The 16,076-nt window shown below is 51.9% G+C and carries 13 protein-coding genes and 3 rRNA genes; 10 read left to right on the top strand and 6 right to left on the bottom strand.

What is annotated here, in order from left to right; genetic code table 11:
* Positions 1 to 27 precede the first annotated feature (27 nt).
* The 4 genes from L1D43_RS09420 (at position 28) to L1D43_RS09405 (ending at position 5,366) form a co-directional block, all read left to right on the top strand.
* Positions 28 to 2,920, top strand: a 23S ribosomal RNA gene (locus L1D43_RS09420).
* A 544-nt stretch (positions 2,921 to 3,464) separates the two neighbouring features.
* Positions 3,465 to 3,557: ribosomal RNA gene (gene rrf / locus L1D43_RS09415) — 5S ribosomal RNA — on the top strand.
* Positions 3,558 to 3,666: 109 nt separating this feature from the next.
* Positions 3,667 to 3,782, top strand: a 5S ribosomal RNA gene (rrf, locus tag L1D43_RS09410).
* A 696-nt stretch (positions 3,783 to 4,478) separates the two neighbouring features.
* Positions 4,479 to 5,366, top strand: a complete 888-nt coding sequence (locus L1D43_RS09405) for a patatin family protein (protein WP_239850997.1) — start codon at positions 4,479 to 4,481, stop codon at positions 5,364 to 5,366.
* A gap of 88 nt (positions 5,367 to 5,454) precedes the next feature.
* Here L1D43_RS09405 and L1D43_RS09400 read toward each other — a convergent pair whose 3' ends face one another.
* Complete coding sequence (locus L1D43_RS09400) at positions 5,455 to 6,237, bottom strand: DUF2057 domain-containing protein (protein ID WP_239850996.1); 783 nt, start codon at positions 6,235 to 6,237, stop codon at positions 5,455 to 5,457.
* A 164-nt stretch (positions 6,238 to 6,401) separates the two neighbouring features.
* Here L1D43_RS09400 and L1D43_RS09395 point away from each other — a divergent pair, with 164 nt between their 5' ends.
* Together L1D43_RS09395 and corA are read left to right on the top strand one after the other, a co-directional pair.
* Positions 6,402 to 6,770 (top strand): hypothetical protein, encoded by a 369-nt coding sequence (locus L1D43_RS09395; protein WP_239850995.1) that lies wholly within the window; start codon positions 6,402 to 6,404, stop codon positions 6,768 to 6,770.
* A gap of 160 nt (positions 6,771 to 6,930) precedes the next feature.
* Positions 6,931 to 7,878: a magnesium/cobalt transporter CorA gene (gene corA / locus L1D43_RS09390; protein ID WP_041510922.1), complete on the top strand. Its 948-nt coding sequence runs from the start codon at positions 6,931 to 6,933 to the stop codon at positions 7,876 to 7,878.
* 78 nt (positions 7,879 to 7,956) lie between these two features.
* Here the strand turns inward: corA and L1D43_RS09385 are convergent, their stop codons facing one another.
* Both L1D43_RS09385 and L1D43_RS09380 read right to left on the bottom strand, forming a co-directional pair.
* On the bottom strand, positions 7,957 to 8,265 hold the full coding sequence (locus tag L1D43_RS09385; protein ID WP_239850994.1) for a DUF3135 domain-containing protein: 309 nt from the start codon (positions 8,263 to 8,265) through the stop codon (positions 7,957 to 7,959).
* Positions 8,266 to 8,354: 89 nt separating this feature from the next.
* On the bottom strand, positions 8,355 to 9,620 hold the full coding sequence (locus L1D43_RS09380; protein ID WP_239850993.1) for an HD-GYP domain-containing protein: 1,266 nt from the start codon (positions 9,618 to 9,620) through the stop codon (positions 8,355 to 8,357).
* Positions 9,621 to 9,740: 120 nt separating this feature from the next.
* On the opposite strand from L1D43_RS09380, the gene L1D43_RS09375 reads away from it, so the two are divergent.
* On the top strand, positions 9,741 to 10,436 hold the full coding sequence (locus L1D43_RS09375; RefSeq protein ID WP_239850992.1) for a 2OG-Fe(II) oxygenase: 696 nt from the start codon (positions 9,741 to 9,743) through the stop codon (positions 10,434 to 10,436).
* Here the strand turns inward: L1D43_RS09375 and L1D43_RS09370 are convergent.
* Positions 10,433 to 11,782, bottom strand: a complete 1,350-nt coding sequence (locus L1D43_RS09370; RefSeq protein ID WP_239850991.1) for a sensor histidine kinase — start codon at positions 11,780 to 11,782, stop codon at positions 10,433 to 10,435. The genes L1D43_RS09375 and L1D43_RS09370 overlap by 4 nt on opposite strands.
* Entirely contained in the window at positions 11,773 to 12,447 is a 675-nt protein-coding gene (locus tag L1D43_RS09365; RefSeq protein ID WP_239850990.1) for a response regulator, read from the bottom strand. The genes L1D43_RS09370 and L1D43_RS09365 overlap by 10 nt, the downstream gene beginning before the upstream one ends.
* A gap of 240 nt (positions 12,448 to 12,687) precedes the next feature.
* On the opposite strand from L1D43_RS09365, the gene L1D43_RS09360 reads away from it, so the two are divergent.
* The 3 genes from L1D43_RS09360 to L1D43_RS09350 are packed head-to-tail and all read left to right on the top strand — an operon-like array spanning position 12,688 to position 15,728.
* A complete protein-coding gene (locus tag L1D43_RS09360; protein ID WP_239850988.1) occupies positions 12,688 to 13,542 on the top strand; it encodes a putative selenate ABC transporter substrate-binding protein in 855 nt (284 codons plus the stop codon).
* A 4-nt stretch (positions 13,543 to 13,546) separates the two neighbouring features.
* A complete protein-coding gene (locus L1D43_RS09355; protein ID WP_239850986.1) occupies positions 13,547 to 14,221 on the top strand; it encodes an ATP-binding cassette domain-containing protein in 675 nt (224 codons plus the stop codon).
* Complete coding sequence (locus L1D43_RS09350) at positions 14,214 to 15,728, top strand: ABC transporter permease (RefSeq protein ID WP_239850985.1); 1,515 nt, start codon at positions 14,214 to 14,216, stop codon at positions 15,726 to 15,728. Before L1D43_RS09355 ends, L1D43_RS09350 begins: the two co-directional genes overlap by 8 nt.
* Here the strand turns inward: L1D43_RS09350 and L1D43_RS09345 are convergent.
* Positions 15,725 to 16,060 carry a hypothetical protein gene (locus L1D43_RS09345; protein ID WP_239850984.1) on the bottom strand — a complete coding sequence of 112 codons (336 nt, stop codon included), beginning with the start codon at positions 16,058 to 16,060 and terminating at the stop codon, positions 15,725 to 15,727. The genes L1D43_RS09350 and L1D43_RS09345 overlap by 4 nt on opposite strands.
* Positions 16,061 to 16,076 lie beyond the last annotated feature (16 nt).

Raw genomic sequence — 16,076 nt, 5'->3', positions numbered from 1 at the left:
CTCAGATGAAACTCATTTGGGTTGTATGGTTAAGTGACTAAGCGTATACGGTGGATGCCTTGGCAGTCAGAGGCGATGAAGGACGTAGTAACTTGCGAAAAGCGTTGGCGAGCTAGTAACAAGCATTTGAGCTAACGATGTCCGAATGGGGAAACCCGGCAGCATAAGCTGTCATCATTAAGTGAATACATAGCTTAATGAGGCGAACGAGGGGAACTGAAACATCTAAGTACCCTTAGGAAAAGAAATCAACCGAGATTCCCCTAGTAGCGGCGAGCGAACGGGGATTAGCCCTTAAGCCTAGAGGGTGTTAGTGGAATGTGTTGGAAAGCACAGCGATACAGGGTGATAGCCCCGTACATGAAAACTAACTTTAGGTGAAAACGAGTAGGACGGGACACGTGATATCTTGTTCGAATATGGGGGGACCATCCTCCAAGGCTAAATACTCCTGACTGACCGATAGTGAACCAGTACCGTGAGGGAAAGGCGAAAAGAACCCCTGTGAGGGGAGTGAAATAGAACCTGAAACCGTATACGTACAAGCAGTGGGAGCGGTTCTTGAGACCGTGACTGCGTACCTTTTGTATAATGGGTCAGCGACTTACATTTTGTAGCGAGGTTAAGCGAATAGCGGAGCCGTAGGGAAACCGAGTGTTAACTGCGCGTTTAGTTGCAAGGTGTAGACCCGAAACCCGGTGATCTAGCCATGGGCAGGTTGAAGGTTGAGTAACATCAACTGGAGGACCGAACACACGTATGTTGAAAAATGCGGTGATGACTTGTGGCTGGGGGTGAAAGGCCAATCAAACCGGGAGATATCTGGTTCTCCTCGAAAGCTATTTAGGTAGCGCCTCGAGCGAATACCATTGGGGGTAGAGCACTGTTAAGGCTAGGGGGTCATCCCGACTTACCAACCCTTTGCAAACTCCGAATACCAATGAGTACTACTCGGGAGACACACGGCGGGTGCTAACGTCCGTCGTGAAAAGGGAAACAACCCAGACCATCAGCTAAGGTCCCAAAGTTATTGCTAAGTGGGAAACGATGTGGGAAGGCTTAGACAGCTAGGATGTTGGCTTAGAAGCAGCCATCATTTAAAGAAAGCGTAATAGCTCACTAGTCGAGTCGGCCTGCGCGGAAGATATAACGGGGCTAAGCAATACACCGAAGCTATGGGTACTAGCGCTTGCGCTAGTGCGGTAGAGGAGCGTTCTGTAAGCCGTTGAAGGTGAAGGGGTAACCCACGCTGGAGGTATCAGAAGTGCGAATGCTGACATGAGTAACGATAAAGGGGGTGAAAAACCTCCTCGCCGAAAGACCAAGGGTTCCTGTCCAACGTTAATCGGGGCAGGGTGAGTCGACCCCTAAGGCGAGGCCGAAAGGCGTAGTCGATGGGAAACGGGTTAATATTCCCGTACTTCTGCTAACTGCGATGGAGAGACGGAGAAGGCTAGGCTAGCGCGGCGTTGGTTGTCCGCGTTTAAGGCTGTAGGTAGGGTRCTTAGGCAAATCCGGGYACCTAATACTGAGAGTTGATGACGAGTCACTACGGTGATGAAGTAGTTGATGCCATGCTTCCAGGAAAATCTTCTAAGCTTCAGGTTAGTAGGAATCGTACCCCAAACCGACACAGGTGGTCGGGTAGAGAATACCAAGGCGCTTGAGAGAACTCGGCTGAAGGAACTAGGCAAAATGGTACCGTAACTTCGGGAGAAGGTACGCTCCTGTTGGTGATGAGACTTGCTCTCTAAGCTGACGGGAGTCGCAGATACCAGGTGGCTGCAACTGTTTATCAAAAACACAGCACTGTGCAAAATCGCAAGATGACGTATACGGTGTGACGCCTGCCCGGTGCCGGAAGGTTAATTGATTGGGTTATCTTCGGAGAAGCTCATGATCGAAGCCCCGGTAAACGGCGGCCGTAACTATAACGGTCCTAAGGTAGCGAAATTCCTTGTCGGGTAAGTTCCGACCTGCACGAATGGCGTAATGATGGCCACGCTGTCTCCAGCCGAGACTCAGTGAAGTTGAAATTGCGGTGAAGATGCCGTATACCCGCGGCTAGACGGAAAGACCCCGTGAACCTTTACTATAGCTTGGCACTGAACATTGACCCTACATGTGTAGGATAGGTGGGAGACTTTGAAGCGGGAACGCCAGTTCTCGTGGAGTCAWCCTTGAAATACCACCCTTGTAGTGTTGATGTTCTAACTCTGGCCCCTGAATCGGGGTTGAGGACAGTGCCTGGTGGGTAGTTTGACTGGGGCGGTCTCCTCCCAAAGAGTAACGGAGGAGCACGAAGGTTGGCTAAGTACGGTCGGACATCGTACGGTTAGTGCAATGGCATAAGCCAGCTTAACTGCGAGACATACACGTCGAGCAGGTGCGAAAGCAGGTCATAGTGATCCGGTGGTTCTGAATGGAAGGGCCATCGCTCAACGGATAAAAGGTACTCCGGGGATAACAGGCTGATACCGCCCAAGAGTTCATATCGACGGCGGTGTTTGGCACCTCGATGTCGGCTCATCACATCCTGGGGCTGAAGTCGGTCCCAAGGGTATGGCTGTTCGCCATTTAAAGTGGTACGCGAGCTGGGTTCAGAACGTCGTGAGACAGTTCGGTCCCTATCTGCCGTGGGCGTTGGATGATTGAAGGGAGCTGCTCCTAGTACGAGAGGACCGGAGTGGACGAACCGCTGGTGTTCGGGTTGTCATGCCAATGGCATTGCCCGGTAGCTACGTTCGGAATCGATAACCGCTGAAAGCATCTAAGCGGGAAGCGAGCCCTAAGATGAGTCATCCCTAGACCTTTAAGGTCTCTAAAGAGCCGTCCGAGACTAGGACGTTGATAGGCAGGGTGTGTAAGCGTTGTGAGGCGTTGAGCTAACCTGTACTAATGACTCGTGAGGCTTAACCATACAACCCAAAAGGGTTTNGAACCGCTGGTGTTCGGGTTGTCATGCCAATGGCATTGCCCGGTAGCTACGTTCGGAATCGATAACCGCTGAAAGCATCTAAGCGGGAAGCGAGCCCTAAGATGAGTCATCCCTAGACCTTTAAGGTCTCTAAAGAGCCGTCCGAGACTAGGACGTTGATAGGCAGGGTGTGTAAGCGTTGTGAGGCGTTGAGCTAACCTGTACTAATGACTCGTGAGGCTTAACCATACAACCCAAAAGGGTTTCGTAAGATGGTTACTGAATCAAAAGAATACAAAGTACTTGATTGAAGTGAGGTCATAAATTGCTCCTGCATTTATGACATACAGTACATCCGTGTACTAAAACTCAGATTGACTCTTAGATAAGAGTACAGCTTTCTAAATTTATTATTTCGGTTAATTACGCAGGTAATTGTTTGGCTGACAAAGCCGTAACGAAGCGAAGCGCGGAGTGTACTAGAGTACATGAGCACTGCAGCGAGGAAACAATGCCGTCAGACGAAGAATTAACCAGTAAGAATTTGTCTGGAAACCATAGCATTGTGGCCCCACCTGATCCCATCCCGAACTCAGAAGTGAAACGCAATCGCGCCGATGGTAGTGTGGGGTCTCCCCATGTGGGCTGACAAAGCCGTAACGAAGCGAAGCGCGGAGTGTACTAGAGTACATGAGCACTGCAGCGAGGAAACAATGCCGTCAGACGAAGAATTAACCAGTAAGAATTTGTCTGGAAACCATAGCATTGTGGCCCCACCTGATCCCATCCCGAACTCAGAAGTGAAACGCAATCGCGCCGATGGTAGTGTGGGGTCTCCCCATGTGAGAGTAGGTCATTTCCAGGCGCCTAATAAACGAGAAATCCCCAGCACACTGTGCTGGGGATTTTTTCGTTTATACGCTCGCCTAAATTGCTCCTGTCAATTTATGGCACTTCCTACATCCATGTAGGTCGCGCGGAAGTGCTACTTCACACGCAGCCCACAGTCACTTCGTGGGTGGCAGTTAAGTGCTCCATTCATAAACTGCATTTCCGCCATCCATGGCGGTCAGGCCCCCCAGCTCGCAGCCTAGCTGCTTCGCGCTCCAGTAATTCATCAGGCTACGCTTGATTAGCAGATGTCTTACGCCCCCATGTGAGAGGCCGTCTGCGTATGCCATTTCTTTTGCTGGCCTCGACCTAGCAGTTTATCTCCATCCGTTAATAAGCACTGAATTAGCAGATGTCGTAAGTCTCTATGTGAGAGGCTCATATAGGTTACTTTGAGCGTACTTGGGCGTTAATAGATGTTTTCTATCTGCACGATTTGATCATTCAATTATACAGAGGAGTCGAGGGGATCTAGATTTAGGGGATAAAGCTAATGGCTAACTGGGGTACTAAATCTGTGATGCATTCTCTTAATTCTGGCTTTCCTAATGCTGGTTTTCCAACTGCCATTTTTCCTAACACTAGTTCTCTAAATACTGATTCTACAGACTCGCTTTCTCATTTGGGGCCATCCTTGACTCCTAGGGGAGAGGTCAGCCAGCCAGGGCAAATGCCTACGCACGTTCAGGCAAATACGGCGCTGATTGCCGAAGGCGGTGGGCAGCGGGGGATATTTACCGCTGGCGTGTTGGATACCTGGCTTGAGAAAGGCTATAACCCATTTGCGCTGCTAATCGGGACCTCGGCTGGTGCTCAGAATCTCTCGAGTTATCTCACAGGTCAAATTGGCTTGGCCAAGCAGGCGATTAAGGGCTTGTCCCGCGATCCGCAATTTGTGAAGGTGAGTCGCGGTCTTGCCGGAAAGAGTACTGTGGATCTCGATTGGTACTTTAATCAGGTGCAAGGCGAGTCGTTAGGCTTGGATCTGTCTGCCGGGATGCGGGCATTGAGCCATCGCCAGCTGCTTTTTAGCATGACCAATGGCTCTAACTATCAGGCGATATTTCGTCAGCCCAATAAGCAGAACTGGCTGGAGTTACTCAAGGCGTCGAGTGCACTGCCGTTTCTCTATCGCCAAGGAGTTCCTGTAGAGGACAGCTTTTATGTCGATGGCGGCCTGTCGGCACCGCTGCCGGTGGAGGAGGCCTATCGGCGGGGGGCGACTAAGATAGTTGTGATACGTACCATGCCCGAGGAATACCAAGCTTATACCCCTTGGGTGAATCGTCTCAAGTCTTGGATCTGCAGCTCGAATCGCTGCCCTAGGGCGATTGAGTATTACCTGCATCATGAAGCGGAATATAAGCGCTCACTTTCCTTTATCGACAATCCACCCGAGGGTGTGGAGATCATTCAGCTATTCCCCCACCGGGCACTGGCGAGCAAGTTACTCGGCAGTTCGATGGCAGAGCTTGATAGGGATTATCGACTTGGGCGGCAGGCGGGATTTAAGTTCCTGAAACAGGATAGCCTTTCCACCATGAAGCGTGCCGCATAACGTTATGCTGGCTTAAGCTATTTCACTTAAAGCTATTTCATTGAAAGTCATGCCGCCTATCGATACTGGTAGTATCCAACCGGCCGGCTTAGTGCCCGCCTTGCTGAGCCTGTTCGATGAGTTCTATACGCTTTTTAAAAGCTTCTCTGGTGGCTTCATCTGCTTGTTCGTACCAAAAGTCTAACATCTGGCCCACATTGATCTGATCGCGGCGTGACGTGCCTGTTTGAGTTACAGGCTGAGTGCTTGGTTGACTAGTTGCCTGGCCAACAGGCTGAGCGCCCTGTGGCGCAGTGGTTTGCTGCGCTGCCAAGGTCGTGGAGGCCGCCGCAGGACTTGCTGTGCCGCTTGAGGTACTGGTCGAGGCTCTGGTTGAGGTGTTAGGTGCCATTTGGACCAGCTGATTGACCGCTATGGCCGCAACGCCTTGGCCCATGTTGTAGGCCTTTATCTCTTCGCTGTAATCGCGGCCTATCTGAATTCCATCCTTGAGCAACTTATCTATCTTGTAAGCGACCTTATTGCCTTGAGTATCCGTGATACTGACTTGGGGGGCGTCATTAAATTTTTCTGCTGATCTAGGAGAGTTGATTTTAGGTAGGGTGACGCGGTAGTGATTGTTCTCGCCCAAGAAGGTGACGATGAGGGTCTCTGAGACGAAGCGCTTCTGTTGGCCAAATTCGCGGTAGCTGGCGCGGGCATTAAAGGCCAGCTGCTGTTGACCATTTTGTGAGATCAGCCGATGGCTGCTGATATCCTTACCGTTAAGAAGCAGTGGCTCGGCGCTATCGGGTAGGGTGATGGTGACTTCGGCGTACGCTTGTACAAATAATAGCGGGATCAGGAATAGGCAATGGATTAAAGATTTCATGGTAAACCGAGAAAAGAGTAATTTACCTGTGTTATAGCACCTCGCAGCCCAGTTGGACAACTTTACAGGTGGCCGTTAGGCTTTTTGAGCATCCTGGGGGATGGGTTACAGTAATTTGCGAACTAAGGCCCTATAATGGTGGGAATTAATTCCAGGAGCGTAGCGTGTTAACTAAAATTTTAGTGACTCTGTTAGTGATTGCCGGCGCAATCGCCTATCTTCGTAAGCCCAAGGTGGCAAGTCAACCCACTGCCAGTCAGTTGGGTCAACGAATCGTGTTTAAGTATCTCGCCTTTGGTATTGCGGCCCTGGCGCTCCTGGGAAGTGGCGCCTATTGGTATTGGTCCTGGCAAGAGGGGAATCAGGTGGTTTATGTCACCATTATCTCGCCAGCCGCGGCTTCGAAGGAGGTCTATCAGGTGCGTAAACGCGAATTAGAGACTGATGCCTTTACTACAGTAGATGGCCTAAAGGTGCGGTTGTCGACTCAAGAGCGAATTGTGATTGCCGATACCCCGCCAAATATGAGGTAGGCTCTCTTTTTGACGGCTAAACTTTTATTTTGGTTATATTCCCTTCATTAGCAGTCAATTAGGCTGTTCAATGGCGTGTTATTCGGTAGAATAACGCCAAATTATACCCTGCGCTTGGATGTGGTGAGTTTTCATCTAAGTGTCTTTTTCAGGAGGTCCTATGATCACGGCTTATGTCTTTCAAGCGAATAAGTTATCCATTGTCGAGTTGAATATTCGAGACAGTGTTCCCGAGGGGACCTTATGGCTAGATCTCTACAAACCTGAAGATGACGAACGTGAATGGCTGAGGGGCTATTCGGCAGAGGAACTGCCGGACGAGGAAGATATTAACGAAATTGAGGCCTCGGCACGTTTCTATCAAAACAAGGACGGCTTGCACATCAACTCCCTGTTCCCCCAGCGTGTGGGGCAGGACGTAAAAGGGGTGAACGTCTCCTTTAACCTGCGCCCCCAGTTTCTGGTGACCCTCAGGGAAGACGATGTAGGGCTGATCCGACTACTGCGTAACTATTTGCGTCTAGGCCGCTTAGAGGTGCAGACGCCGCAGGCGCTCTTCCTAGAACTGTTCAACCTCAAGGTGGATTATCTCTCGGATCTCATCGAAGATGTCTATTCAGTGCTCGACAACGTGGGCGAGCAGGTGTTTCAGAGTGACGAGCTGGACGATGTCTTTAAGCTTATCACCTTGCAGGAAGACTCTAACGGTAAGATCCGCCTGAGTTTGCTCGATACTCAGCGCTCTCTTCGTTATATGCAGCGTTATTATCGTGGCAAGTTGACCGAGGAAGATCTTAAAGATCTACGGGAGATGTTGTCGGATATCGAGTCTCTGATGCCGCACAGTCAGTTTATTTTCGATAAGTTAAACTTCTTGCTCGATGCGGCCATGGGTTTCAGTGGTTTGCAGCAAAACAAAATCATTAAGATCTTCTCGGTTGCGGCGGTGATCTTCCTGCCTCCTACTGTGATTGCCAGCGCCTACGGGATGAACTTTACCAATATGCCTGAGCTCGAATGGCAATGGGGTTATCCGATGGCGATCATGATGATGATTGGCAGTGCGGCCTCGACCTATTTCTTCTTTAAACGCAAAGGCTGGCTCTAAGTTCAGGCTGGTTGTTATGGCTTAGCTTGGACTAAGTCTCACGCCTCATACTTCAAGCCTCAAGCCTCATGCTCTAGGCTATTTACCTGGATAACAGAGCACCTTGGCTCTGTTATCTGTGTAAAGGTCGGGCTGATTGATCACCTGATTTAAGGTGATGAACTTGTCATTCATCAGCCGCAGCGCCATATAGCTGCGGGCGTATGGTGTGGCGCAGCGCGATAGCTTGAACTCGAGGTGATGGCGAATGGTTTCCAGCTGGGCTCGGTTGTTGGCATGGGCCTCGTTGATCAAGGCCTTGTTGAGGTTTTTCTGCAGGGTAGCCAGTTGCTGCGGCGCGTGCTGCGCCAGCCATTTCAGGCTGTCGAAATCGGGTAGCTCTACCATACTCTTTCCCCTTAGCGCATAAACACCATAATGCAAGGCCAGTACTCTAATTTTAGTCTGGCCTGCGGAGAAAGACAGTCAGTCGTGCTTTACGCCTTCTTATCGCCACCGAAGAAATAACTGACGCGCTCTCTGGGGCTCAGATATTTGAAGATCTTTTCAGGTAGAGCCGAGGGGGCTATACACCTGACGATAGTGAGTCCTTCGCTCTCCAGATCCACGATAGGCGCCTGTTCTTTAGGCACTAAGGCATCGTATACCAAGATCCGTGGGAAGAGGATCTTCTCAAGATTCACCGCCATCACCATGGCATATTGTCCGCTGGAAAGCTCCACCACACTGCCAGGCGGATAGACGCCGAGCATCTTGATGAGCTTACCTATAGCCTCCTGATTTAGCCGCTCCTTGTAGTTCTTATACAGGTAGCCTAGCGCGGCATAGGGGGTTCGAGCCTTAACTTGCCCCTCTGGGTGGCAGAGCTGATCGTAGAGATTTACCGCGGCAACCAGCTGGGTCGGCAGGCTGATCTGTTCCGCCTTCAAGCCCCTGGGATAGCCGCTACCATCGAGAAATTCGTGATGATCCCTTACGATTGGCGCCGCATCTTCGGGGAAGTTATTGGCCAGCTTCAACAGTTCTATCCCCATGGCCGGGTGTTGCCGGATGAAGTTCAGCTCGGGCTGGGTGAGCGGCGTCTTCTTGCGTAGCAGCTGGGGTGGGATCTTGAGCTTGCCGGTGTCATGGAACAGGGCGCCCATACCGACCGCCTCGATATCTTCTCTTGGCCAGTCCAGCTCCTTGGCGATCATCATGGAGAGCACCGCCACGTTGAGGGAGTGATAGTAGATGCCGTCGCTGTCTTTGGCGTCGCTCATCAGGTGCAGCACCAGGTTGTCAGAGTTGAGCAGCTCTTCGGTGATGCTGTTGATCAGCTCCTTGGCGTCGGAAATGGCGTTAAGCGGGCGATTTCTCAGCTTGGCGATCAGGTTGCGCATCATGGCGACCGAGCGGTCAAATTCCTGCTCGGTTTTCTTGAGATCGCGCCTGAGTTTCTTGAGGTGCTCGATACGCTCTTGCTTATTTTGATTCATCTGCTGACTGAGCTGTGTCAGGTCGTTTTCATCTCGAAAGCTGGGGGCATCGTAGGCTTCTTCTTTGCCCAGCGGCGGTGCTGAGCTCTTGTCCAGGTCGACAAACACATACTCGATACCGAGTTTTTTGATCAGTTCGATCTGAGCTTCTTGCTTGAGTCTAAAGGAATTAAATAGAAAGGGATGGTCTTTCCAGGAGACAGGTAATCTAACAAAGTTGCCGATTTGTAGTTGGTTTGTTTTTACCTTACAGCTTCTGCTCATGTGTATTTACGTTTGCCTTGAGTTGCGCGTTATTTTATCTGAACCAGCTGGCTTTACAATTACTTAAGCTATGTGTCAGCATAGTTACATCACAAATTTATCTAAATTAGCGAGTTGTACATGGATTTCATCGAAGTCTACCCCAATGCCATCCCAGATGAACTGTGCGATCGTCTCATCGAGACCGTCAACACACATCCTGGTGTTATTGATGGTATTACGGGTCATGGTGTTGACCTGGAAAAGAAAATTAGCCGTGACATTACCATGGATAACTTTCAGGAGTTACTGCCACTGAGAAACGAACTCCTTAATTATACGCTAAAACACAGCGCGCAATATTTTGAAAAATATGCCCTGGGGTTAATGGGGGCGGTGGCTGTCACCCTGGCAGATGAGCAGGGCAAGCCGCAGACGCTGACTCCGGAAAATTTCGATACCCTGGGACGCCACAGGGTACAGCCCCTGGTGCAGTACCTGTATCGTAGCGGCAGCATTAATATTCAATATTATCAGAAAGGTAAGGGGGGATACCCTCATTGGCACTCTGAGCAATTCCCCCAGATGGGACATAACGAGGCGCTGCATAGAGTGGTGCTGTATATGTTTTATCTTAACGATGTGGAAGAGGGCGGCGAAACCGAGTTCTTCTATCAGCAACGTAAGATAAAGCCGAAGAAGGGCACCATGGTGATCGCCCCAGCCGGCTTTACCCATAGCCATAGAGGCAACATGCCCATCAGTGGCGATAAGTATATCGCCACCTCTTGGGTGATGTTTAACCGTGCCGAGAAGCTATACGCCCCCTTGGGTTAAAGTGGGATCTTAATGGTAAACCTCGCCCCCTCGAGGGACGAGGTATCTATGCTGAGGCTGCCGTTGTAGCTTGAGACAATTTCGTGACAAACGGCAAGCCCTATGCCTTGGCCTGCCTTTTGGGTGTCTGCGCGAACGCCGCGCTCGATGATCCTCTGACGTATGGCCTCGGGAACCCCTGGGCCGTCATCTTCCACGATCAAAACAAACTCGCTGTTGTCGCTGTAGCGAGCCGTAACCGCCACCTTACTGATACATAGCTTGAAGGCGTTCTCCATCAGGTTGCCACACAGCTCCATCAGATCCCCTTTGTCTCCTGGGAACACCTGATCGGCCGGGATATCGGCGCTAAATTGGATCTGCTTGTCACGGTAAACCTTAAACAGCATCTGTGACAGCTGCTCTATCAGTGGCGCTACTAGGGTCTGCTCCTGCTTAAGTCCCTTGCGGCCCAGCATGGCGCGCTTGAGCTGATACTTGACCAAGTGATCCATCTGGCTGACCTGCTCCATGATCTTCTCGCTGGCGCCCGCCTTACTCAAACTCTGGTCGTCCGTAATGGCGTGCACCGCCGCCAGGCGCGTCTTCAGGCTGTGGGCCAGGTCATTCATGGCATTTTGGTATCGCTCTTGCTGCGCGCTCGATTGCACCAGCAGCTGGTTGAGCGCCTGGGTGACACCTTCGAGCTCCACCGGATAATCCTCCGAGAGTGCCTTGGCCTTACCGCTGCTGACCTGGTGCAGCTCGTTACGCATACGAACCAGAGGTCGCATCCCCCAGTAACCTGCGCTGATCAATAGCACTAAGGCCAGGGCCAAGATCATGCCTAAACGCCAGTAGGTGCGGCGGCTGAACTTGTCGAACTCCTGTTCGAGCTTCTGGGCATCCTTCATCACCAAGAGGTTGTATTTGTGCTTGGCGATCTCCACCGACAGCAGATAGACGAAGTAGTTTTTACTGTCTGCGAGGTTGAGGTAGTAGGGCGGTGAGTCGAAGCGTATCTCGTTGAAGCGCTCACAGGTGTCGAACAGGCCGCGATCCACGGCAAGGGAGGAGGTCCACACCTGTTTGAACTCCTCATCACAGCTGGCGATGATATATTTTTGGGGGGTGTTGTTCTCCTCCAGCCACTCAGAGGTTTCGGGGATGAGGTCGTGCTCCCTCAGCTCGGCTGCCACCTTGGGGATCTCGGCGATAAGCTCGGCGGTCTCCTCGTTATAGCTATTTTGGGCGTATAACAAATTGACCAGCCAGGCCAGGCCGAAGCCCACCAGGGCGATGATGGAGAGCGAGGTGAGAAACATCCGCGTGAGCAGACGCTGTTTGGGCTTAAACCTTATTTGCATGGCAAATTAAACTTGTAGCCCTGACCACGAATGGTGGCGATGGGGTTTTCCAGGCCGCCCTTGGAGAGTTTCTTGCGTAGGCGGCTCACCATCACCTCTATGGTGTTGGGATCACCCTCCTTATCGCCATAGATCACGTCCAGTAGTCGCTGTTTGGCGACCACCTCGTGACAGTGGCGCATCAGGTATTCCAGAATCTGATATTCGAAGGCCGTAACTTCCATCGGGCTCTGATCCAGTGTGACCTGCTTTGCGGCCAGATCCAGCTCCAGGGGGCCACTGGTGATCTGCGGTTTGACGAAGCCTGCACTGCGGCGTACCAAGGCGTCTAGTCTAGCGACCAGTTCCTCTTTCTGAAAGGGTTTTACCAGGTAGTCGTCGGCGCCGGCGTTTAGCCCCTCGACCTTATCCTGCCAGTTGACCCGGGCGGTCAGGATGAGGATGGGTGCCTTGAGATCTGCCTTACGTAGCGATTGGATCAGGGCAATACCATCCTGATCCGGCAGACCCAGGTCGATGATGGCGATGTCTATGGGGTAGTTAGTCGCCTGATAAAAGCCCTCTTTGGCGGTCAGGGCAACCTGAACCTGGTTGCCTAATTCACTCAGCTGTACCTTGAGGTGGTGGGACAGGAGGGGATCATCTTCAACGACCAAAATTCTCATATGTTTTGCCTATTGTTTATTTGTGTTCTCGCTTAGTTAGCCGGTTGGGCAATTGTTAACCAAGCGGAGGACGTTTTATAAAACATTACTTTATAATAGGTTAGCTTAACAGGGACTGACTCATCTTCAAACAGGCTTTAGTCGTTAGCATTTTGTGAGCAATAAGGGCTTCTTGTACCTGTTAATTTACCTGTCAAATGGTTAGAATCCGGTTAATTTTATACTCTATTAGGCCTGGATATGTCCTTAGCTAAAATTTTACCCCTGATCTTTACCTGTCTGTTCGTGCCGGCGACCTTGGCCGAGACCTTTACCTTTACCGCGATTCCGGATGAAAACGAGAGTCAGCTCAAGACACGCTTTAACAAGGTGGCTAAGTACCTGGAGGCCGAGCTGGGCGTTAAGGTGAACTATGTGCCGGTGAAATCATACGCCGCAGCCGTAACGGCATTTCGTAACAATCAGGTGCAGTTGGCCTGGTTTGGTGGCCTCTCTGGGGTGCAGGCGAGGCGTCTGGTACCTGGCTCGCAGGCCATCGCTCAGGGCTATGAAGATCAATATTTTAAGAGCTTCTTTATCGCCAATGCCTCGACGCCACTCGAGCAATCAAGCAACTTTCCTAACCTGAATGGCTACACCTTTACCTTCGGTTCGAAAGGTTCTACCTCTGGTCGCCTGATGCCGCAGTTTTATATTGAGCGCAACATGGGTAAACAGGTGAAGGATATCTTTACCCGTATCGGTTTCTCCGGCGATCATAGCCGCACCATAGCCCAAGTAGAGGCAGGTGCCTATCAGGTGGGCGCGGTAAACTATAAGGTGTGGGAAACGGCTGTGGCCAACGGCACTGTCGATACCAGCAAGGTAAAGGTTATCTGGGAAACACCTGCCTATCCAGACTATCAGTGGACGGTACGTGCCGATGCCGAACAGCGTTTCGGTGATGGCTTTACCGAGAAGTTGACCAAGGCCCTGCTAGAGATGAAAGATCCAGATCTACTGGCCAGCTTCCCGCGTCAGTCGTTTGTTGAGGCCGATAACGCAGACTACGAGCCAATCGAGTCAGTAGCGACGGCGATCGGCCTGTTAGATTAATTCTGTGCTTCACATAGCATCACTCTCCCTGAGTTATCGCGAGACTCGGGTCATCGACGATCTCGACTTGTCGATTAAACGGGGAGAGTCTTTAGCCATAGTCGGTCCTTCTGGGGCGGGTAAGTCGACGCTGCTGAGTTATATCTACGAGCAGCTTAAGCAAGACGCCGCCCTGTGCAGTCAGTCCCAAGGTTTGGTCGATGCCCTGAGCGTGTTTCATAACGTCTATATGGGCGCTTTGGCCAGGCACTCTTCTGCCTATAACCTATTGAATCTCGCCTGGCCAATGGCGGCGAGACGTGAAGAGGTGGCCAGGCTGTGTGCTGAGCTGTACCTCGAGGCGCCGCTGCAAAAAACTGTCTCTTCACTATCCGGTGGCCAGCGCCAACGGGTTGCCCTGGCACGGGCACTCTATCAGGAAAAACCGACCTTCATCGGCGATGAGTCATTCTCCGCCCTGGATCCTGTGATGGCTCAGCGCCTGCTTAGCCTGGTCAAGGCGCGCCATGAGACGGTTATCATGGTGCTGCACGATAGTGAGCTGGCACTGAAACATTTCGATCGCATAATAGGGCTTAGCGAGGGCAAGTTAGTGCTCGATAAGCCTGCGAGTGAACTCGATGGTGAGCAACTGTCCCGCTTCTTCGATACCCAAATGGCGACCACTCAAGATGTTTAAGTTTGTCGGTCCCTGGCAGCGGCTGACATTAGGCCTCTGGCTGCTGGTTGGTGTCAGCCTGTTGTTTGTCGATATCGAGATCATTAGCCTAGATCCCTGGGGCGAGTTGCTGCGCATGGGGCAGGGGCTGCTGACGCCAGATTTCTTTGCGACCGAATCACTGGTTAATGCCCTTTGGCAGACGGTGAGTTTCGCCTTACTCGGCGTGACCTTGGGTTTGCTGCTTGGATCGCCTTTGGCGCTGGTTTATCGCTCGCCTTTGGTGGCGGGTGTCTGCGCCATGGTGCGGGGGATCCATGAGATCTTCTGGGCACTGCTCTTCCTGCAAGTCTTTGGCCTGTCGCCGTTAACCGGTGTATTGGCGATCGCCTTACCTTATGGCGCGACCTTTGCCCGGGTCTTTCACGATATATTGCAACAGGCGCCGGGAACCACCAGGGAAACGCTGCCCTTTGGCTGTGACAGGTTGAGCGCTTATTGTTACGGTAAGCTAGGCCACGTGCTGCCTTTGATGCTGGCCTACGTACGTTACCGTTTCGAGTGTGCCCTGCGCAGCAGCGCCGTATTGGGCTTTATCGGTATGCCGACGCTCGGCTTCTACCTGGAGACTGCATTTCGCCAGGGCAAGTATCATGAGGGGGCGGCGCTGCTCATCCTCTTCGTGGTTTTGATTGGCACCATCCCGCTCTGGTCGCGTCGCCGTCTGCTGCCGCTCTATCTGTTGGCGGCGCTGTTGACCTTGCCTAAGATGACAGGCGTCGATCTGCACCTGGTTTGGCAGTTCCTAACCTTCGATATTCTCCCCCCAGGGATCCGCGAGCTGCTCCATGGTCAGCAGAACCTGACACAAGGGCTCACGCGATTTGCCAGCTGGTGGCAGCGCCTGACCTTTGAGCAGGCTTTACCCGGTGTGGGGGCGACTTTAGTGCTGGCGGTGAGCGCATTGGGACTGACCCATCTGCTTGCACTGCTTGGGCATCGTTTTGCCAGCATGCATAGCCGCAGTAAGTATTCTATGCCCCTAGCGCAGCTCTTGCTGCTGATCATGCGCTCCATGCCTGAGTATATTCTGGCGTTTATTTTCATGATGCTGTGTGGCCCCTCGATGTTGCCTGCAATGCTAGCCTTGGGGTTGCACAACGGCGCCCTGATCGCCTACTTGCTGACGCGCCAGGATAGGCTGATCACACCAAGCGCCCTGTATCAGCGCCGCAGCGATCACTATGGTTATGAGGTGTTGCCGCGAATCTATCCGAACCTGATGTCGCTGCTCTTCTATCGCTTCGAGGTGATCTTGCGGGAAACCGCGATTTTTGGGGTGCTGGGGGTAATGACCCTAGGCTTCTATATCGATAGCGCCTTTAGTGAGATACGCTACAACAACGCCTTCTACCTGCTTTTGGTGACGGCACTGCTTAACGTCTTGGTCGATGCGCTGGCGCGGCGAATGCTGGCCAAGCGCCTGTCTCAAGGGATGACGGTCGGCCAGGTATCCTGTGTGGTCTAGCGCTTAGCCTGTCGCAGGCGTTGTACGCCCTGACAGCAGTAAGAGGCCAAGAGGGTAAACAGGGTCACCGCCGACATGATGAAGGCAAGCCTTACCCAAGGGGCATCCATCGAGATGCGCATCTGTACATAATCAAAACCGCTCAAACCCCAGACGAAGATGGCGCTTAAGATAAGCACCAGCTGTAGGCTGCGGGTGATGGCCACATGGCGAATAAACAGGAGTAGTGGCGCCGCGATGAAAGCTGCGCTGATCAGCGTTTGGCCGAAGCGCATAAAATGGGCCCCCAGAAGTGCAAAAGCGAGAAAGATGATAAGAATGCGCCACCACATGATAATTGCCTCGAAT

The organism is Shewanella sp. Isolate8 (assembly GCF_022398495.1).
Lineage (GTDB): Bacteria > Pseudomonadota > Gammaproteobacteria > Enterobacterales > Shewanellaceae > Shewanella > Shewanella aquimarina.
Note: the sequence above shows the minus strand (reverse complement) of the source record. Positions and strands in the feature narration are given on the sequence as shown.